This window comes from Streptomyces avidinii (assembly GCF_045161815.1).
Lineage (GTDB): Bacteria > Actinomycetota > Actinomycetes > Streptomycetales > Streptomycetaceae > Streptomyces > Streptomyces avidinii.
In genome coordinates, this window is the sequence record NZ_CP108863.1 from 7,499,638 (window position 1) to 7,517,194 (window position 17,557).

Genomic DNA, 17,557 nt, shown 5'->3' on the forward strand with positions numbered 1-17,557 from the left:
TTCCAAGGCTGCTACCTGCACGTAGAGTTGGGAACCCGCCACAGAAAGGTGCACCCGGTGCAGCGTTACGACCGGCTGAGGGAGATCCTCCGTCTCGACCCCGACAAGGATTTCCTCGCCATCTACCGGCTCACCGCCACCTATGAGTTCCCCTGGGACTTCACCCGGGCCCTGGAACTCGCCCTGTTCCGGACCTATGCCGTCCCGAGCATCGGTGGCCTGCTGGCCGAGACGGCCGAGTTCACCGACCGGGCCCAGAAGCGCTACGACGACACGGCGCTGCTCCTGGACGCGGTCGTCGAGCACGGCTTCGAGAACGACACCGCACGCACCGCGATCCGCCGCGTCAACCAGATGCACCGCAGCTACGACATCTCGAACGAGGACATGCGCTACGTCCTGTGCACGTTCGTGGTGATTCCGGCACGCTGGCTGGACGCCTACGGCTGGCGTCCGCTGACCCACCACGAGCGCCGGGCCTGTGCGAACTACTACGCCACCCTCGGCCGCCACCTGGGCATCACGGACATCCCGGGCTCCTACGAGGAGTTCGAAGCCGCCATGAACGCCTACGAGGAGGCCCACTTCGGCTGGGACGAGGGTGCGCGCAGCGTCGCCGACTCCACCCTCGACCTCATGGCCTCCTGGTACCCGGCGCCCGTCGCCCCCGCCGTGCGGCGCGCGAGTCTCGCCCTCCTCGACGAATCGCTGCTGAGCACCTTCCGGTACGAGCCCCCGCACGCGCCGGTCCGGAGGCTGGTGCAGGGTGCGCTGTGGCTGCGCGGTCGCGCGGTACGCCTCCTGCCGCCGCGCCGGGCCCCGCACTACGCCCGGCAGAACCCGGAGATCAAGGGATACCCCCACGGCTATGACGTGGGTGAGCTCGGTACGTTCCCCGTGCCCGGCTCGGGCGGCTGCCCCGTTCCGCATCCGCGCCGGCCCGCCGGAGCCGAGGCCCAGCCTCCGGCCTGATCCCGGGCACCTCCGCGGACCCCGGGCGCGGGGCCGACGTACAGGCGTATGTCACGGGTGACGGGGACGTACGGCCAGTACCAGGAAACGGTCGTCCTCGTCGGCGTACGAGGTCATGTGCCAGCCCGAACCGGACAGCAGCGGGCCGAGGTTGTGCTCGGCCCGCATGTCGTCCGGGGTCAGCTCACGACCGTGGCGCGCGGCGAGGGCCGCTCGCCCGATCGGGTGGAAGAGCGCGAGCCCGCCACCGGGACGGACCACCCGGGCGAGCTCGCGCAGGTTCGCCCCCGGGTCGGGCAGGTGGGCGATGAGCCCGGCGGCGAACACCGCGTCGAGCACCCCGTCACGCAGCGGCAGCCGGGCCACGTCGGCCAGCAGCAGAGCGCCCTCGGCGTCCCGCCCGGCCCGCCGGGCGGCGGCCAGCATCTGCGGGGTGAGGTCCGCGCCGACCACCGTCCCGGTCGGTCCGACGGCGGTCCGCAGCGCGGTCATGGCCCGCCCGGTGCCGCACCCCGCGTCGAGCACGCGGTCCCCGGGCCGGAGTCCGAACTCCGTCACGGCGGTCGCGAAGGCGGGCCCGTCCCCGGGAAACTTGCGGTCCCAGTCGGCAGCGCGCGCCCCGAAGAACTCCTGCACGTGTGTCTGGTCTTCGCTCATGCGCCCATGATCCCTCACCGGCGCTCGCCGGTGCTCCTGCGGACCGTGCGCAAGCTGGCATGTGGTGTGATCGGAGATGAACGTAGCTCTGTCATATTCCAGCAGTTCCAGCGGCTTTCGAAATGCGCCCCCTGTTCGCGCCCTCACCCGGACTAGCGTCCCGTGGCCATGGGACACCTGGGACATCTGGACCACGCCGCCTATGGGTGGCTGACACCCGCACTGTCATATGTGATGGCATCGATCGGCGCCGCCCTCGGGCTGCGCTGCACCGTCCGCGCCCTCGCCGCGACCGGAGCCTCCCGCCGCAACTGGCTCCTCGCCGCGGCCTCCGCCATCGGCACCGGCATCTGGACCATGCACTTCGTCGCGATGCTCGGCTTCGAGGTCACGGGCACCGAAATCCACTACAACGTGCCGCTCACGATCCTCAGCCTGCTCGTCGCCGTGCTGGTCGTCGGCGCCGGAGTCTTCGCGGTCGGCTACGGCAAGGACCGCAGGCGGTCCCTCGTACTGGGCGGTCTCACCACCGGGCTCGGCGTCGCCAGCATGCACTACCTGGGGATGGCGGCCCTGCGGTTGCACGGTGAGATCTCCTACGACCCGCTCGCCGTCGGACTCTCCGTGGCGATCGCCGTGATCGCGGCGACGGCCGCCCTGTGGGCCGCGCTCAACATCAAGTCGCCGGTGGCGGTCGCCGTGGCCTCGCTCGTCATGGGGGCTGCCGTCAGCAGCATGCACTACACGGGGATGACGGCCGTCGCCGTCAGCGTCAGTCCCGCGGACACGGCCCTGCCCGGAGCCACGGCCATGCAGTTCATCTTCCCGCTCGCCGTCGGGCTGGGCTCCTACCTCTTCATCACCGCCGCCTTCGTCGCGCTCTCCCCGACGGTCGGCGAGCGCGACGCCTCCGCTTCCGCCCGGCACCTGCGGGAGCCCACCGTGACCGCCCACTGAGCGGCCCGGTCCGAGCGGCATCGCACCGGCGCGCCCCCGCCTCCGCGCACCCCCGCCCAGCCCCCGCACTCCCCCCCCCCGCACGACCGCCCCCCACATCACCGCCGTACCGCACCCGTAGGCACCGCCCCGGAACGAGGAGCCCATGCGAACACCCCGCAGAAAACCGGAAGCAGCGGCGCCGCGGCTGCCCGCGCCCCCGGCACGCGGCCGCCGGGCCCACGCCGGGCCGCCCGCCGAGGAACCGGCGGAACTCCGGCCCGACCCGCCCCAGCCGCCCGCCCCGCGCGGGGGCGGACCCCGGGTACGACTGCGGCTGCGCCCCGCCACCGTCCGCGCCAAGATCGTCTCGCTGCTGATGGTCCCGGTCGTCTCGCTCCTGGCCCTCTGGGCCTTCGCGACCGTCAACGCCGCCCAGGACATGGCCCGGATCGGCCGTATCCACCAGGTCGACGCCGAGATACGCACCCCGGTCACCGCCGCCGTCACCGAGTTGCAGGCCGAACGCCGCGCCGCCGTCCGCCTTCTGGCCGACCCCGCCGCCGACCCGGGCACCCTGGACCAGCAGGCCCGCCGCACCGACGCCGCCGTCCAGCGGCTGCGGCTCGGCGACCGCCACACCGTCGCGGACTCCGGCGACTACCGCTCCGACATCGTGGTCCGGCTGGAGGCGTTCGTCGTCGCCGCCGAAGGCCTGGGATCCTCGCGCAAGGACATCACCGACCGCCGCGCCACCCCCGAGGCGGCCTACGCGATCTACACCCGCGTCGTCGACTCCGCCTTCGCCGTCGGCGGCGCCCTGACCGGCGGGGAGGATGCCGAACTGGGCCCCGAGGCCCGCGTCCTGCTCGAATTCGGCCGCGCCGCGGAACTGCTGTCCCGCGAGGACGCGCTGCTCGCCGCCCCGGGCCCGCGCACCGCCGAATCGCTTCGGCAGCTGACCGGCGCCATCGAGTCCCGCCGCGCGCTCACCGACGCCGCGGCCCGCGACCTTCCCGCCGCCCAGCAGGCCGCCTGGGAGTCCGCCGGCAAGAGCGCCGCCTACGCCGACCTCACCGGTGCCGAGGACCGGGCGCTGGCCGCCGGCACCTCCAAGGAGAGCCGCGGGGCGCCCGCCGGTTGGGAGGGCGCCCACAACGCCATCGCCTCCTCGATGCGCGAGATCGAGGAGACCGCGCACGCCGAGGCCGCCGACCGCGCCGACCCCTTCGCCGAGGGCGCGCTCACCCCGGCGGGGGCCGCGGTACTGCTGGGGCTGGTGGCCGTCGCCGCGTCCCTCGTCATCTCGGTGCGGATCGGCCGGGCCCTGGTCGTCGAACTCGTCTCGCTGCGCAACACCGCCCTGGAGATCGCCCACCGCAAACTGCCGCAGGCGATGGAACGGCTGCGCGCCGGCGAGGAGATCGACGTGGCCGCCGAGACCCCGCCCGGACCGCCGGCCGAGGACGAGATCACCCAGGTCGGCGAGGCACTGGGCACCGTCCACCGGGCCGCGCTCAGCGCCGCCGTGGAGCGCGCGGAACTCGCCAGCGGGATCTCCGGAGTCTTCGTCAACCTCGCCCGCCGCAGCCAGGTCCTCGTGCACAAGCAGCTCACCCTGCTCGACTCGATGGAACGACGCGCCGACGATCCGAACGAGCTCGGCGACCTCTTCCGCCTCGACCACCTGACCACGCGGATGCGCCGGCACGCGGAAAGTCTGATCATCCTGTCGGGCGCCGCTCCCGGCCGGGCCTGGCGGATGCCGGTCCCCCTCACGAACGTCGTGCGGGCCGCGGTCTCCGAGATCGAGGACTACCCGCGGGTCGAGGTCCGCCAGCTCGCCGAGGCCGCCGTGGTCGGGGGCGCCGTGGCCGACCTCACCCACCTGCTCGCCGAACTCATCGAGAACGCGGCGCAGTTCTCCCCGCCGCACACCAAGGTCCGGGTCAGCGGCGAACCCGTCGGGACCGGCTACGTCCTGGAGGTCGAGGACCGCGGACTCGGCATGGGCCGCGAATCCCTGAGCGACGCCAACCGGCGCATCGAGCAGTCCGAGTCCCTCGACCTCTTCGACAGCGACCGGCTCGGGCTCTTCGTGGTCAGCCGCCTCTCGGCCCGCCACGGAGTGAAGGTGCACCTGCGCACCTCGCCCTACGGAGGCACCACTGCGGTGGTGCTCCTGCCGAACTCCGTGCTCCAGGGCGCGATCACGGCCGGCGCCGCCCCGGGGCGGTCCGCCCAGGCTGCCCCGCGGTCCGCCCGGGCCGCAGCCTCCGCGACGGCTTGCGAACCCGGGGCGGCGCCCGTGCCGCAGACGCCCGTCGAGGCCCCGGCCGCAGCATCGAAGGAAGCACCGAAGGCAGCCCCGACGGCGGCCCCCAAGGCGGCTCCGAAGGTGGTCATCATGGCCGAGCAACCACCCGCCATGACCGTCGTACGGGAGAACGCGCACGCCCCCGTACCGACCGCGGCCCGGACACCGGACCCCGTACGCGAGGAACCGCGCCCGGCTCCGGTGGCCTCGCTGCGGCCGCGTGCCCCCGGTGGCGCGGCCGGTCGTCCCCAGTCCGCCGTGGCGCCCCCGGCCTCGGTGACGGAACTGCCGCGCCGGGTGCGTCAGGCCAGCCTCGTACCCCAGCTCCGGGAGGCGCCCGCCGCCGAGGACCCGGCCGCTTCCCGCCTCCCCGAGCCGCCGGGCCGCAGCCCGGAGCAGGCCCGGGACCGGATGGCGGCCTACCGGGCCGGCTGGGTCCGCGGTGAGCAGGAGAACTCCCCTCATGCAGGCAGCGAAGGAGAAGTGTGATGATCGAACACCAAAGAATCGACCTCGACGGCGGCCGCAGGTCCGGTGAACTGGACTGGCTGCTCGACGACCTGGTGCACCGGGTCCGCGAGGTCCGGCACGCCGTGGTCCTCTCCAACGACGGCCTGGCGGTGGGCGCCTCCAGCGCACTCAGCAGGGAGGACGCCGAGCACCTGGCGGCGGTGGCCTCGGGCTTTCACAGCCTGGCCAAGGGCGCGGGCCGGCACTTCCACGCCGGGGGCGTGCGCCAGACGATGGTCGAGATGGACGAGGGCCTCCTCTTCGTCGCGGCCGCCGGCGACGGCTCCTGCCTGGCCGTGCTCAGCGCCGCCAGCGCCGACATCGGCCTGATCGCCTACGAGATGGCCCGGCTGGTGAAGCGGGTCGGCGAGCACCTCTACACCCCGCCCCGGTTCGCGGCGCGCCCGCCGGCCGCCGGCTGAGCGCGGCGGTCCGGCACATGAATGGCCAGTGGTACGACGCCGACGCGGGCCCGCTCGTCCGTCCGTACGCGATGACCGGCGGCCGTACGAAGCCGGGACCCCACGGGGTCCGCTTCGACCTGATCGCGCTGGTCGCGGTCGACCCGGAGGGCGCGGACGCGGCGGCCGAGTCACTGATGGGACCCGAGCACCGGGCCCTGCTCGGGCTCTGCCGGGCCGAGACCCAGTCGGTGGCCGAACTCGCCGCGGACGCCGACCTGCCCGTGGGGGTGGTGCGGGTGCTGCTCGGCGACCTGCTGGAGGGCGGACATGTGAAGGTCAGCCGGCCCGTACCGCCCGCACAACTGCCGGACGAGCGGATTTTGCGTGAAGTCATCGAGGGATTGCGAGCGCTTTGATGGGACAGCATGACGACCGAACTGCCGGAGCTGCGCCGGATGTGGATCCCGGTCCCGGGGAGGACCCCGAACTGGCCGCGCTCGCGCTGAAGATCCTGGTGGCGGGCGGGTTCGGGGTGGGCAAGACCACGCTGGTGGGCGCGGTCAGCGAGATCCGGCCGCTGCGGACGGAGGAGGCTCTGAGCGAGGCCGGCGAACTGGTCGACGACACGGGCGGCGTGGCCCAGAAGACGACCACGACCGTGGCCATGGACTTCGGCCGGATCACCATCCGGTCCGGTCTGTCGCTGTACCTGTTCGGCACGCCGGGGCAGGACCGGTTCTGGTTCCTGTGGGACGAGCTGTCGCAGGGTGCACTGGGCGCGGTCGTGCTCGCCGACACGCGGCGGCTGGAGGACTGCTTTCCGGCGGTGGACTACTTCGAGCACCGGCGCATCCCGTTCGTCGTGGCCGTCAACTGCTTCGCGGACGCGCGGCGGTACGGGGCGCACGACGTGTCGCGGGCACTGGACCTGGAGCAGGGGACGCCCGTGGTGCTGTGTGATGCGAGGGACCGGGACTCGGGGAAGGAAGTGCTGATCAGGCTGGTCGAGTACGCCGGGCGGGTGCACACCGCCCGGCTGTTGGACTCGGTGGAGCCGCAGGCCGATTCCGTGTGAACCGGCCCGGTGCGACGGGGCGGGTGTCAGTCGGTGAGGCCGGCGAGCGCGATCACCTTGTCGATCGGGACCCTGACGAGGAGCTCGGTCGGGACGGCGTTGCGGCGGCCGAAGGCTTCGCCGTGCTCCTCGCCCATGTAGCGGGCGCCGATCCGGGTGGCCCAGGTGAGCATTTCGTCCGTGTCGTCGCTGTACCCGCTGATCTCGGCGCGGCCCTGGAGGACGACGAAGGAGAAGGGCGGCCGGTCGTCGTCCACGCAGAGCGCGACCCGGCCGTCGCGGGCGAGGTTGCGCCCCTTGACGGTGTCCTTTCCGGTGTTGAAAACGAAGGAATCGCCATCGAGTACGAACCAGATGGGAGCGACGTGCGGGCTCCCGTCCGCGGACACGGTGGAGAGTTTTCCGGTGCGGGTGGAGTGGGAGACGAAAGCCCGCCATTCCTCTTGAGTCATCTTCTTCGCCATGGGGACATCCTCCTTGCCCGAAAGGCGCTGGTGGGGAAGGCTTGCGGCACGAGTACGCGGGGTGGGGCGCGACGGCCAACCGGCCGGCGTCGACGGGGAGGGGCTGGGAATGGCACTGGACAAGCAACTGGACTGGCTGCTGGACGACCTGACGCGCAGGGTCCAGCAGGTGCGGCACGCGGTGGTGCTGTCCAACGACGGCCTGGTCACGGGGGCGAGCGCGGGGCTGGCGCGGGAGGACGCGGAACACCTGGCGGCCGTGGCGGCCGGCCTGCAGAGCCTCGCGAAGGGGTCGGGCCGGCACTTCAGGGCCGGTGAGGTGCGCCAGACGATGGTCGAGTACGACGAGGGGGTGCTCTTCGTCATGGCGGCGGGCGCCGGCAGCAGCCTGTGCGTGCTGAGCGCCGCCGAGGCGGACATCGGTCAGGTCGCGTACGAGATGACGCTGCTGGTCAACCGGGTGGGCGAGCACCTGGGAGTGGCGGAGCGCCGTATCACCGGCGGCTGATCCGGGCGACGTTCGAGGGAGGTTGTCCACAGGCCTCGCGCGATGTCGTCGCTCACGGTTACGGTCTTCACACAGAGTAATTACTGCTCGTGGGGGAGACCGTGATGACGATGCAGACGGGAACCGTGCTGCGGGACGGCGTGGCCGAGGCGGCTGCGGACGTACTGGTGGGCGGCGTGCAGGCCGCCGGTGAACTGGGCCTGAGCCGAAGCGAGTTCGCCAGGGCCGTCCAATTGGGGATCGTACGGGCCGGGCCGCGGACGCTCGGCGGGGCCGCGCGCTACGCACGGGCCGAGCTGGACCGCGTCAGGTCGGCGGCAGGCCCGCCGGAGGCGCTGCGCGAGCGGGTCGAGACGGTGGCCGGGGCGCAGGCCGCGGCCGAGGTGGTGGGGGTCGGCCCGAGCCGCTTCACACGGCTCGCGCGCTGCGGCCACGTGACCCCGGTGGGCTACCGCATCAACCGGTACCGGGCGGTGGTGTGGCTCTATCTGACCGCGGAGCTACGGGGCTTCGCCGCGCGGGAGCCAGGGATGCTGCGCGGGGTCGCGCCCCCGGAGGACCGCGAGTTGATGGCGGCCGGGGCGGACCTGCGCCCGCGCAAGTGGCGCGGGCGGCACGTCGGGCTGTTGCTGGGACGAACCGCAGACCCCTGGGAGCGCGCCGCCGTACTGGCCTCCGTGCTTCCCGAGGACGAGCTGCGCGAGGCCGTGCCCGACCCCGCGGAGCGGATCGTGCTGGCCGCCCTCGCCCCGCCCCCGCCGTACGGGCATCCGCAGGTACCGGCGGCCGCGGCGGTGGCGCTGCGCCTGCTGGAGGCCGGGACCCCGGACGAGATCCACTGGTACCGCACCAGCCTGGACTTCGCCCTCACGGGGGCGCGGGATCAGTCGAAGTCGACGGGGGAGAGGGGGCCGACGTAGACCCAGGCCCCCGCCTCGCGGGAGAAGCTGCTGTGCTCGTGCAGGGAGCCGGTGTGCCGGCCCTCGCGGTAGTGGGCGCGGAACTCCACCGAGCCCTCGGTCTCGAACATGCCGCCGCGCTCGGTGGCGAGGATCTCCAGCCGCTCCCAGCGCTGTTCGGGATCCAGATCGAGGCGGGCCGGACGGGTGGTGGGGTGCCAGGAACGCAGCAGGTAGGCGGTGTCGCCCACGGCGAACGCGCTGAACCGGGAGCGCATCAGCAGCTCGGCGGTGGGGGCCGACCCGGCACCGGAGTGGAAGCGGCCGCAGCACTCCGGGTAGGCGGCGGGCAGCCCGCAGGGGCAGGGGAGGGCAGGGGTGGACATGGGTGTGCTCAGTTCTCCGGAGTGGGCTCGGACTGCTGGACCGGCTTTGCCGACCGGGACGGCTTGGCGGCGTAGGGACGGAAGAGCCCCTCCTGGACCACGGACACCAGCAACCTGCCCTCCACGTCGTAGATGCGGCCCCGGGCCAGCCCCCGGCCGCCGTGCGCGATGGGCGACTCCTGGTCGTACAGGAACCACTCGTCCGCCCGGAAGGGCCGGTGGAACCACATGGCGTGGTCCAGCGAGGCCATGTCGAAACCGCGCATGCCCCACAGGGGTTCCACCGGGATGCGCACGGCATCGAGGAGGGTCATGTCACTGGCGTAGGTGAGGGCGCAGGTGTGGATGAGCGGGTCGTCGCCCAGCGGGCCGACGGCACGCATCCACACCGCGCTGCGGGGATCGGACCCCTTGAGCTCCTCGGGAGTCCAGCGGAGCCGGTTGACGTACCGGATGTCGAAGGGCTGGCGGCGGGCCATCCGCTCCAGTGCCTCCGGCAGCGCCCCGAGGTGCTCGCGGATCTCGTCCGCGAGCTTGGGGAGCGTGTCCGGGTGAGGGACGTGGTGAGGAGGCAACTGGTGCTCGATGCCGCCCTCCTCCGGATGATGGAAGGAGGCGGTGAGATTGAAGATCGTCTTGCCCTGCTGGACCGCGGTGACCCGGCGCGTGGTGAAGGACCGCCCGTCGCGCACCCGCTCCACCTGGTACACGATCGGCACCCCGGGGATGCCGGGGCGCAGGAAGTACGCGTGCAGCGAGTGGACCGGGCGGTCGCTCTCGACGGTGCGCCCCGCGGCCACCAGCGCCTGGCCGGCGACCTGGCCGCCGAAGACGCGCTGGAGGGACTCCTGCGGGCTGGCACCGCGGAAGATGTTGACCTCGATCTGCTCCAGATCGAGCAGATCGACCAGTCTCTCGGCGGGGTTCGTCATCAGAGGATCTCCACTGTCGGGTCCGGCGGGTCGGGCGGGTCGGGCAGGGCGGGCGGTTACGGCGGGCGGCGGCAGGCGGTCAGAGTGCCCCGAGCTCGCCGACCGAGGTGACCCGGATGACCGCCCGGCCCTCCTCGTCGGAGGCGGCCAGGTCCACCTCGGCGCTGACGCCCCAGCCATGGTCCCCGTTGGGGTCGGCGAAGGTCTGCCGGACGCGCCACAGGCCGTGCGCCGGGTCCTCCTCGATCTGCAGCAGCTTGGGGCCGCGCGCGTCGGGGCCCGTGCCCAGGTCGTCGTACTCGTCCCAGTACCCGTCCATTGCCTCGCCCCAGGCGTCCGCGTCCCAGCCGGACTCGGAGTCCAGCTCGCCCAGCACGTTGACGTGGTCCAGGGCGGCCAGCTCCACCCGGCGGAACATGGCGTTGCGGACCAGGACCCGGAAGGCGCGGGCGTTCGCGGTGACCGGCTTGACCTGGTCGGCCTTCTCCTGGGCCTGCTCCGCCGTCTCCACCTCCGGGTTCGCCAGCTGCTCCCACTCGTCGAGCAGGCTGGAGTCGACCTGGCGGACCAGTTCGCCGAGCCAGGCGATCAGGTCCTGGAGGTCCTCGGACTTGAGGTCGTCGGGGATGGTGTGGTCCAGCGCCTTGAACGCGCCGGCCAGGTAGCGCAGCACGATGCCCTCGGTGCGGGCCAGCTCGTAGAAGGAGGTGAACTCGGTGAAGGTCATCGCGCGTTCGTACATGTCGCGGATGATCGACTTCGGGGAGACCGGGTGGTCGCGCACCCACGGGTGGCTCTTGGCGTACACGTCGTAGGCGTGGAAGAGCAGCTCTTCGAGCGGCTTGGGATAGGTGACGTCCTGGAGCCGCTCCATCCGCTCCTCGTACTCGATCCCGTCGGCCTTCATCTGGCCGACCTGGATACCGCGTTCCTTGTTCTGCTGGGCGGCCAGGATCTGGCGCGGGTCGTCCAGGGTGGACTCCACGACGGACACCATGTCCAGCGCGTAGGAAGGGGACTCCGGGTCCAGCAGGTCGAAGGAGGCCAGGGCGAAGGTGGACAGCGGCTGGTTGAGCGCGAAGTCCTGCTGGAGGTCGACGGTGAGCCGGATGGTGCGGCCCTCCGCGTCCGGGGTGTCGAGCTTCTCGACCACGCCGCCGTCCAGCAGCGAGCGGTAGATCGCGATGGCCCGGCGGATGTGCCGCAGCTGGGCCTTGCGCGGCTCGTGGTTGTCCTCCAGGAGGTGGCGCATCGCCTTGAAGGCGTCGCCCGGCCGGGCGATCACCGACAGCAGCATGATGTTGGTGACCTTGAAGCGCGAGGTCAGCGCCTCCGGGTCGGCGGCGATGAGCTTCTCGAAGGTGGTGTCCGACCAGGCGACGAAGCCCTCGGGAGCCTTCTTGCGCACCACCTTGCGGCGCTTCTTCGGGTCGTCGCCCGCCTTCGCGAGGGCCTTCTCGTTCTCGATGACGTGCTCGGGTGCCTGCGCGACCACGTAGCCCGCGGTGTCGAAGCCGGCCCGTCCGGCGCGTCCGGCGATCTGGTGGAACTCGCGGGCGCGCAACGTGCGCACCCGGTTGCCGTCGTACTTGGTGAGGGCGGTGAACAGCACCGTGCGGATCGGGACGTTGACGCCGACCCCGAGGGTGTCCGTACCGCAGATGACCTTCAGCAGACCGGCCTGCGCGAGCTTCTCGACCAGGCGGCGGTACTTGGGCAGCATGCCGGCGTGGTGCACACCGATGCCGTGCCGGACGTAGCGGGAGAGGTTCTGGCCGAACTTGGTGGTGAAGCGGAAGTTGCCGATCAGCTCGGCGATCTTGTCCTTCTCCTCGCGCGTGCACATGTTGATGCTCATCAGCGACTGCGCCCGCTCGACCGCCTGGGCCTGGGTGAAGTGCACGATGTAGACCGGGGCCTGCCGGGTCTCCAGCAGCTCGGTGATCGTGTCGGTGATCGGCGTCGTGACGTACTCGTACGAGAGCGGGACGGGCCGGGTCGCGGAACGGACCACCGAAGTGGGCCGGCCGGTGCGCCGGGTCAGGTCCTCCTCGAACCGCTTCATGTCGCCGAGGGTCGCCGACATCAGGATGAACTGTGCCTGCGGCAGCTCCAGCAGCGGGATCTGCCAGGCCCAGCCGCGGTCCGGCTCGGCATAGAAGTGGAACTCGTCCATCACGACCTGGCCGATGTCGGCGTGCTTGCCGTCACGCAGGGCGATGGAGGCCAGCACCTCGGCGGTGCAGCAGATCACCGGGGCGTCCGCGTTCACGGAGGCGTCGCCGGTCAGCATGCCGACGTTCTCGGTGCCGAAGAGCTTGCACAGGTCGAAGAACTTCTCCGACACCAGCGCCTTGATCGGGGCGGTGTAGAAGGTGACCTTGTCCTGGGCCAGGGCGGTGAAGTGCGCACCGGCCGCGACCAGGCTCTTGCCGGAGCCGGTCGGGGTGGAAAGGATCACGTTCGCCCCGGAGACGACCTCGATCAGCGCCTCCTCCTGAGCCGGGTACAGGGTGATGCCCTGGTCCTCCGCCCACGAGGAGAAAGCCTCGAAGAGTGCGTCGGGGTCGGCGTTCGGCGGGAGCTGATCAATGAGGGTCACACCCCCCATCTTGCCTGGCTTCCCCCCGGATCAGGGAACCGGCGGACGGGATGAAGATCACCGACGGTACGCTGTGCCGTCGATGCGGCCCGAAAGAAACAGTCGACCGGGCCCGACCACACACCAGCGGGGCGGGAAACGACCATGATGGGTCCGGCGCACTCACTGTCCGGGGCAGCGGCCTGGCTGGGGGTGGGCGCGGCCACCGCGGCCGCCGGACACCCCATGCCCTGGCCCGTCCTCGTCGTCGGCGCGCTGATCTGCGCAGGGGCGGCCCTCGCCCCCGACCTGGATCACAAGTCGGCGACGATCTCCCGCGCCTTCGGCCCCCTCTCCAAGGGGCTGTGCGAGGTGGTCGACAAGATCTCCTACGCCGTCTACAAGGGCACCCGCTCCAAGAAGGACGCCCGCCGCACCGGCGGTCACCGCACCCTGACGCACACCTGGCTCTGGGCCGTGCTGATCGGCGGCGGCGCCTCCGCTCTCGCCGTCACCGCCGAGCGCTGGGGCGTGCTCGCACTGCTCTTCGTGCACCTGGTGCTGGCGGTCGAGGGCCTGCTGTGGCGGGCGGCCCGGATGTCGAGCGACGTCCTGGTCTGGCTGCTCGGCGCGACCAGCGCGTGGATCCTGGCCGGGGTGCTGGACCAGCCCGGCAACGGAGCGAACTGGCTGTTCACCGGACCGGGCCAGGAGTACCTCTGGCTCGGCCTGCCGATCGTTCTCGGGGCCCTGGTCCACGACATCGGCGACGCGCTCACGGTATCCGGCTGCCCGGTCCTGTGGCCGCTGCCGATCGCCGGCAAGCGCTGGTACCCGATCGGCCCGCCCAAGGCGCTGCGCTTCCGGGCCGGCAGCTGGGTGGAGCTCAAGGTCCTGATGCCGGTCTTCATCCTGCTGGGAGGCTTCGGGGGCGCCTCGGCCCTCGGCTTCATCTGAAACACCGCCGGGCCGCCGCGTCCGAGGCCGTCTGCTCAGGCCCTCCCCGGGAGTCCATGATCTGACCGGAGGCAGATATCGGACGCCGATACCGGATGCAGAGACAAGACGCAGGGGCCGGACGGTGAAGGGCGGCGGGCGGGACCTGGTCCCGCCCGCCGCCCTTCACCCGGCGCTCGCCGACACGCGTGGTCCGGCTCAGCCGTGCCAGGACCGCCACAGGGCCGCGTACGCCCCGTCGGCCGCGACCAGCTCGTCGTGCGAGCCGAGTTCGCTGATCCGGCCGGCCTCGACCACCGCGATCACATCCGCGTCGTGCGCGGTGTGCAGCCGGTGGGCGATGGCGATGACCGTTCGGCCGTCCAGCACCCGGGCCAGCGAGCGCTCCAGGTGCCGGGCCGCGCGCGGGTCCAGCAGCGAGGTGGCCTCGTCCAGTACCAGCGTGTGCGGGTCCGCCAGCACCAGTCGGGCCAGCGCGATCTGCTGGGCCTGCGCCGGGGTCAGCGCCGTGCCGCCGGAACCGACCTCCGTGTCCAGCCCGGCCCCCATGGCCCGGGCCCAGCCGTCGGCGTCCACCGCGCCCAGTGCCGCCCACAGCTCGGCGTCGCCGGCGCCCGTCCGCGCGAGGCGGAGGTTGTCCCGCAGCGTGCCCACGAACACGTGGTGCTCCTGATTGACCAGGGCCACGTGCTCGCGCACCCGCTCCGCGGGCATCCGCGACAGCCGCGCCCCGCCGAGGGTGACCTCGCCGGTACGCGGGGCGTAGATCCCCGCGAGCAGCCGGCCCAGAGTGGACTTGCCCGCGCCCGAGGGCCCGACCAGCGCCATCCGGGTGCCCGGCGGCACGGACATGGACACCTGGTGCAGGACGTCCATGCCCTCCCGGTAGCCGAAGTGGACCTCCTGCGCCCGTACGTCCCGGCCCTCGGGCGCCACCTTCGCGTCCCCCGCGTCCGGTTCGATCTCCCGTACGCCCACCAGGCGGCCCAGCGAGACCTGGGCGACCTGCAGTTCGTCGTACCAGCGCAGGATCAGACCGATCGGGTCGACCAGCATCTGGGCCAGCAGCGCACCCGTGGTCAGCTGCCCGACCGACATCCAGCCCTGCAGCACGCAGAAGCCGCCGATGAGCAGCACCGACCCGAGGATGGTCACGAAGGTGACGTTGATGACGGGGAAGAGGACCGTCCGCAGGAAGAGCGTGTACCGCTCCCACGCGACCCACTGCGAGATCCGCCGCTCCGACAGCGCGATCCGCTCCGGCCCGAGGCGGTGCGCCTCGACCGTGCGGCCCGCGTCCACCGTCTCGGTGAGCACGGCCGAGACCGCCGCGTAGCCGGCCGCCTCCGAGCGGTACGCCGACGGCGCCCGCCGGAAGTACCAGCGGCAGCCGATCACCAGCACCGGCAGCGCCACCAGCGCGGCCAGCGCCAGCGGCGGCGCGGTCACCGCGAGCGCCCCGAACAGCAGTCCCGCCCACACCACGCCGATGGCCAGCTGCGGCACGGCCTGGCGCATCGCGTTCGCCAGCCGGTCGATGTCGGTGGTGATCCGCGACAGCAGATCACCGGTACCGGCCCGTTCCAGCACGCCCGGCGGCAGGCCGACCGACCGCACCAGGAAGTCCTCGCGCAGATCGGCCAGCATCTCCTCGCCCAGCATCGCCCCGCGCAGCCGGACCAGCCGGACGAAGAACGTCTGGACGGCCAGCGCCACCGCGAACAGCAGTGCCACGCGCCCCAGATGCAGCTCGCGCGCCCCCGCCGAGAGATCGTCCACGATCCGGCCCAGCAGGTAGGGGCCGACCATGGAGGCGATCACCGCGGCCGCGTTCACACTCACCAGCACCACGAAGGCCCGCCGGTGGCGCCGGAACAGGCCGCGCACATAGCCCTGTACGGTCGCCGACGTGCCCACGGGCAGGGTCGCGGCCGACTCCGGGGCGGCCGGATCGTACTCCGGCGGCGCCACGCCGATCATGCGGATTCCTCGATCTCTGTGAGTGCTTCTGCCAGCTCTGTCAGTTCCAGCCCGCCGAGCCGCTGCTCCTCGTCGGTCTCGCGGGTGACCACGGCCCGGTAGCGCGGTTCGCCGTGCAGCAGCTCCCGGTGGGTACCGACCGCCGCCACCGTGTCCCCGTCGATGAGCACGACCCGGTCCGCCCGGTCCAGCAGCAGCGGCGAGGACGCCAGTACCACCGTGGTCCGTCCGGCACGCAGGGCCGCGATCCCGTCCGCGATCCGTGCCTCGGTGTGCGAGTCGACCGCGGAGGTCGGCTCGTCGAGCACCAGGACTTCCGGGTCGGTGACCAGGGACCGGGCCAGCGCCAGACGCTGGCGCTGGCCGCCCGACAGGGACCGGCCGCGCTCGGTGATCCGGGCCTCCATCGGGTCCTCGACCCCGTCCGGCGCCGACTGCAGCAGCGCGTCCAGAACATCCGCGCACTGGGCCGCGCCCAACGCGGCGGCCGAGTCGACCGTTCCGGAGGCCGGTACGTCGAACAGCTCCCGCAGGGTCCCGGACAGCAGGACCGGATCCTTGTCCTGTACGAGCACCAGGGTGCGCGCGGTGTCCAGTTCGAGCTCGTCCAGCGCGACCCCGCCGAGGAGTACGGACGGCGCCGCAGCCGTGCCGGCCCCCGCCCCCACCGCTGCTTCCGCTTCGGCTCCTGCCTCGGCCCCTGCCCCGGCCGCACCATCGGCCCCGGCGTCCGCCGCCGGAGCCACGTCCATCGGGTGGCCGCCGAGGCGTTCGGCGAGCCGCCCCGCGAGGTCCGGGTCCCCGCACACGACGGCGGTGAACCGGCCCGCGGGGGCCAGCAGCCCGGTCTGCGGGTCGTACAGGTCCCCGCCCGGAGCCGGTGCCTTCACCGGTTCGGCCCGCGCAGGACGCTCGGCGGCGTCCGTCCGGGTCAGCGACAGCACCCGGGCGGCCCGTTTGGCGGAGGGACGCGAGAAGGAGTACGCCATGGCGATCTCCTCGAAGTGCCGGAGGGGATAGAGCAGAGTGGCCACCGCGCTGAACGCGGCGACGAGTTCACCCACCGCGATGCGTCCGTCGGAGACGAGCGCGGCGCCGTACCAGACCACCGTGATCATCAGCGCGCCCGGGAGCACCACCTGGATCGCGGAGATCAGCGCCCACATCCGCGCACTGCGCACGGCAGCCTTGCGGACCTCCTGCGAAGCCTCGCGGTAGCGCCCGAGGAACAGCTCCTCACCGCCGATGCCGCGCAGCACGCGCAGGCCCGCGACGGTGTCGGAGGCCAGCTCCGTGGCTTTGCCCGCCTTCTCCCGCTGGATGTCGGCGCGCTTGGTCGCACGCGGCAGCAGCGGCAGCGAGGCAAGGGCGATCAGCGGGACGCCGACGGCCACGACCACACCGAGGTCGGGGGCGAAGAACAGCAGGCCCACGCAGACCAGGACGACGGAGAAGACGGCCGCGAGGAAGCGCGAGACCGCCTCGACGAACCATCCGATCTTCTCCACGTCGCCCGTGGACACCGCGACCACTTCGCCCGCCGCGACCCGCCGGGTGAGGGCGGAGCCCAGCTCCGCCGTCTTGCGGGCGAGGAGCTGCTGCACACGCGCCGCGGCGGTGATCCAGTTGGTGACGGCCGTGCGGTGGAGCATGGCGTCGCCGACCGAGATGGCGACGCCGATGACCAGGAGCAGTGCGCCGACGAGCAGCAGCCGGTTCGGCTCGCGGTCGACGACCGCGTCGACCCCGAGGCCCACGGCGTAGGGCAGTCCGGCGATGCCGGAGAAGTGCAGCATCCCCCAGCACAGGCTCTTGAGCTGTCCGCCGAGTTGACCGCGCCCCAGCCACAGCAGGAACCGGGGGCCGGAACGAGCGTCGGGTACCCCTGGATCCGGATACGGAAGATCGCTGATCTGCATGACGCCCCATGACTGGTCGAGTGGTCCAAACCGTGCAAGGTTCGCCTTCCGGACCGGTGC

The 17,557-nt window shown here is 72.4% G+C and carries 16 protein-coding genes; 9 read left to right on the forward strand and 7 right to left on the reverse strand.

What is annotated here, in order from left to right:
• Window positions 1-57 precede the first annotated feature (57 nt).
• Complete coding sequence (locus OG373_RS33780; RefSeq protein WP_405442297.1) at window positions 58-972, forward strand: oxygenase MpaB family protein; 915 nt, start codon at window positions 58-60, stop codon at window positions 970-972.
• Between the two features lie 51 nt (window positions 973-1,023).
• Here the strand turns inward: OG373_RS33780 and OG373_RS33785 are convergent, their stop codons facing one another.
• The gene (locus tag OG373_RS33785) at window positions 1,024-1,629 is read right to left on the reverse strand and encodes a class I SAM-dependent methyltransferase (RefSeq protein ID WP_405442299.1); all 606 of its coding nucleotides are present in this window, start codon (window positions 1,627-1,629) and stop codon (window positions 1,024-1,026) included.
• A gap of 177 nt (window positions 1,630-1,806) precedes the next feature.
• Between OG373_RS33785 and OG373_RS33790 the strand changes: the two genes are divergently transcribed.
• The 5 genes from OG373_RS33790 (at window position 1,807) to OG373_RS33810 (ending at window position 6,871) form a co-directional block, all read left to right on the forward strand.
• The gene (locus tag OG373_RS33790; RefSeq protein WP_405444294.1) at window positions 1,807-2,586 is read left to right on the forward strand and encodes an MHYT domain-containing protein; all 780 of its coding nucleotides are present in this window, start codon (window positions 1,807-1,809) and stop codon (window positions 2,584-2,586) included.
• 145 nt (window positions 2,587-2,731) lie between these two features.
• Complete coding sequence (locus OG373_RS33795; protein WP_405442301.1) at window positions 2,732-5,371, forward strand: nitrate- and nitrite sensing domain-containing protein; 2,640 nt, start codon at window positions 2,732-2,734, stop codon at window positions 5,369-5,371.
• Window positions 5,371-5,814: a roadblock/LC7 domain-containing protein gene (locus tag OG373_RS33800; RefSeq protein ID WP_397736810.1), complete on the forward strand. Its 444-nt coding sequence runs from the start codon at window positions 5,371-5,373 to the stop codon at window positions 5,812-5,814. Before OG373_RS33795 ends, OG373_RS33800 begins: the two co-directional genes overlap by 1 nt.
• A gap of 17 nt (window positions 5,815-5,831) precedes the next feature.
• Window positions 5,832-6,212 (forward strand): DUF742 domain-containing protein, encoded by a 381-nt coding sequence (locus tag OG373_RS33805; protein ID WP_405442303.1) that lies wholly within the window; start codon window positions 5,832-5,834, stop codon window positions 6,210-6,212.
• Complete coding sequence (locus tag OG373_RS33810; protein WP_405442305.1) at window positions 6,209-6,871, forward strand: GTP-binding protein; 663 nt, start codon at window positions 6,209-6,211, stop codon at window positions 6,869-6,871. The genes OG373_RS33805 and OG373_RS33810 overlap by 4 nt, the downstream gene beginning before the upstream one ends.
• Before the next feature lie 26 nt (window positions 6,872-6,897).
• Here the strand turns inward: OG373_RS33810 and OG373_RS33815 are convergent, their stop codons facing one another.
• Complete coding sequence (locus tag OG373_RS33815) at window positions 6,898-7,335, reverse strand: PPOX class F420-dependent oxidoreductase (protein ID WP_405442306.1); 438 nt, start codon at window positions 7,333-7,335, stop codon at window positions 6,898-6,900.
• A 109-nt stretch (window positions 7,336-7,444) separates the two neighbouring features.
• Here OG373_RS33815 and OG373_RS33820 point away from each other — a divergent pair, with 109 nt between their 5' ends.
• Together OG373_RS33820 and OG373_RS33825 are read left to right on the forward strand one after the other, a co-directional pair.
• Complete coding sequence (locus OG373_RS33820; protein WP_030384197.1) at window positions 7,445-7,843, forward strand: roadblock/LC7 domain-containing protein; 399 nt, start codon at window positions 7,445-7,447, stop codon at window positions 7,841-7,843.
• A 104-nt stretch (window positions 7,844-7,947) separates the two neighbouring features.
• Entirely contained in the window at window positions 7,948-8,763 is an 816-nt protein-coding gene (locus OG373_RS33825) for a DUF6397 family protein (protein WP_405442307.1), read from the forward strand.
• Here OG373_RS33825 and OG373_RS33830 read toward each other — a convergent pair.
• The 3 genes from OG373_RS33830 to OG373_RS33840 all read right to left on the reverse strand — a co-directional run bounded on the left by OG373_RS33830 (window position 8,727) and on the right by OG373_RS33840 (window position 12,662).
• On the reverse strand, window positions 8,727-9,128 hold the full coding sequence (locus OG373_RS33830; protein ID WP_397736820.1) for a YchJ family protein: 402 nt from the start codon (window positions 9,126-9,128) through the stop codon (window positions 8,727-8,729). The genes OG373_RS33825 and OG373_RS33830 overlap by 37 nt on opposite strands.
• An 8-nt stretch (window positions 9,129-9,136) precedes the next feature.
• On the reverse strand, window positions 9,137-10,060 hold the full coding sequence (locus OG373_RS33835) for an acyl-CoA thioesterase (protein WP_397736823.1): 924 nt from the start codon (window positions 10,058-10,060) through the stop codon (window positions 9,137-9,139).
• Between the two features lie 79 nt (window positions 10,061-10,139).
• The gene (locus OG373_RS33840; protein ID WP_405442308.1) at window positions 10,140-12,662 is read right to left on the reverse strand and encodes a DEAD/DEAH box helicase; all 2,523 of its coding nucleotides are present in this window, start codon (window positions 12,660-12,662) and stop codon (window positions 10,140-10,142) included.
• A gap of 144 nt (window positions 12,663-12,806) precedes the next feature.
• On the opposite strand from OG373_RS33840, the gene OG373_RS33845 reads away from it, so the two are divergent.
• Complete coding sequence (locus OG373_RS33845) at window positions 12,807-13,598, forward strand: metal-dependent hydrolase (RefSeq protein WP_397736828.1); 792 nt, start codon at window positions 12,807-12,809, stop codon at window positions 13,596-13,598.
• A 198-nt stretch (window positions 13,599-13,796) separates the two neighbouring features.
• Here the strand turns inward: OG373_RS33845 and OG373_RS33850 are convergent, their stop codons facing one another.
• Together OG373_RS33850 and OG373_RS33855 are read right to left on the reverse strand one after the other, a co-directional pair.
• Window positions 13,797-15,578 (reverse strand): ABC transporter ATP-binding protein, encoded by a 1,782-nt coding sequence (locus OG373_RS33850; RefSeq protein ID WP_405442310.1) that lies wholly within the window; start codon window positions 15,576-15,578, stop codon window positions 13,797-13,799.
• Window positions 15,575-17,497 (reverse strand): ABC transporter transmembrane domain-containing protein, encoded by a 1,923-nt coding sequence (locus OG373_RS33855; RefSeq protein ID WP_405442312.1) that lies wholly within the window; start codon window positions 17,495-17,497, stop codon window positions 15,575-15,577. Before OG373_RS33855 ends, OG373_RS33850 begins: the two co-directional genes overlap by 4 nt.
• Window positions 17,498-17,557: the final 60 nt, after the last annotated feature.

Excerpts from the sequence above, each read along its gene's own strand:
- OG373_RS33785 (WP_405442299.1), bottom strand. The coding sequence starts at position 1,629 with ATGAGCGAAGACCAGACACACGTGCAGGAGTTCTTCGGGGCGCGCGCT.
- OG373_RS33795 (WP_405442301.1), top strand. The coding sequence starts at position 2,732 with ATGCGAACACCCCGCAGAAAACCGGAAGCAGCGGCGCCGCGGCTGCCC.
- OG373_RS33800 (WP_397736810.1), top strand. The coding sequence starts at position 5,371 with ATGATCGAACACCAAAGAATCGACCTCGACGGCGGCCGCAGGTCCGGT.
- OG373_RS33805 (WP_405442303.1), top strand. The coding sequence starts at position 5,832 with ATGAATGGCCAGTGGTACGACGCCGACGCGGGCCCGCTCGTCCGTCCG.
- OG373_RS33815 (WP_405442306.1), bottom strand. The coding sequence starts at position 7,335 with ATGGCGAAGAAGATGACTCAAGAGGAATGGCGGGCTTTCGTCTCCCAC.
- OG373_RS33820 (WP_030384197.1), top strand. The coding sequence starts at position 7,445 with ATGGCACTGGACAAGCAACTGGACTGGCTGCTGGACGACCTGACGCGC.
- OG373_RS33825 (WP_405442307.1), top strand. The coding sequence starts at position 7,948 with ATGACGATGCAGACGGGAACCGTGCTGCGGGACGGCGTGGCCGAGGCG.
- OG373_RS33830 (WP_397736820.1), bottom strand. The coding sequence starts at position 9,128 with ATGTCCACCCCTGCCCTCCCCTGCCCCTGCGGGCTGCCCGCCGCCTAC.
- OG373_RS33835 (WP_397736823.1), bottom strand. The coding sequence starts at position 10,060 with ATGACGAACCCCGCCGAGAGACTGGTCGATCTGCTCGATCTGGAGCAG.
- OG373_RS33845 (WP_397736828.1), top strand. The coding sequence starts at position 12,807 with ATGATGGGTCCGGCGCACTCACTGTCCGGGGCAGCGGCCTGGCTGGGG.
- OG373_RS33850 (WP_405442310.1), bottom strand. The coding sequence starts at position 15,578 with ATGATCGGCGTGGCGCCGCCGGAGTACGATCCGGCCGCCCCGGAGTCG.
- OG373_RS33855 (WP_405442312.1), bottom strand. The coding sequence starts at position 17,497 with ATGCAGATCAGCGATCTTCCGTATCCGGATCCAGGGGTACCCGACGCT.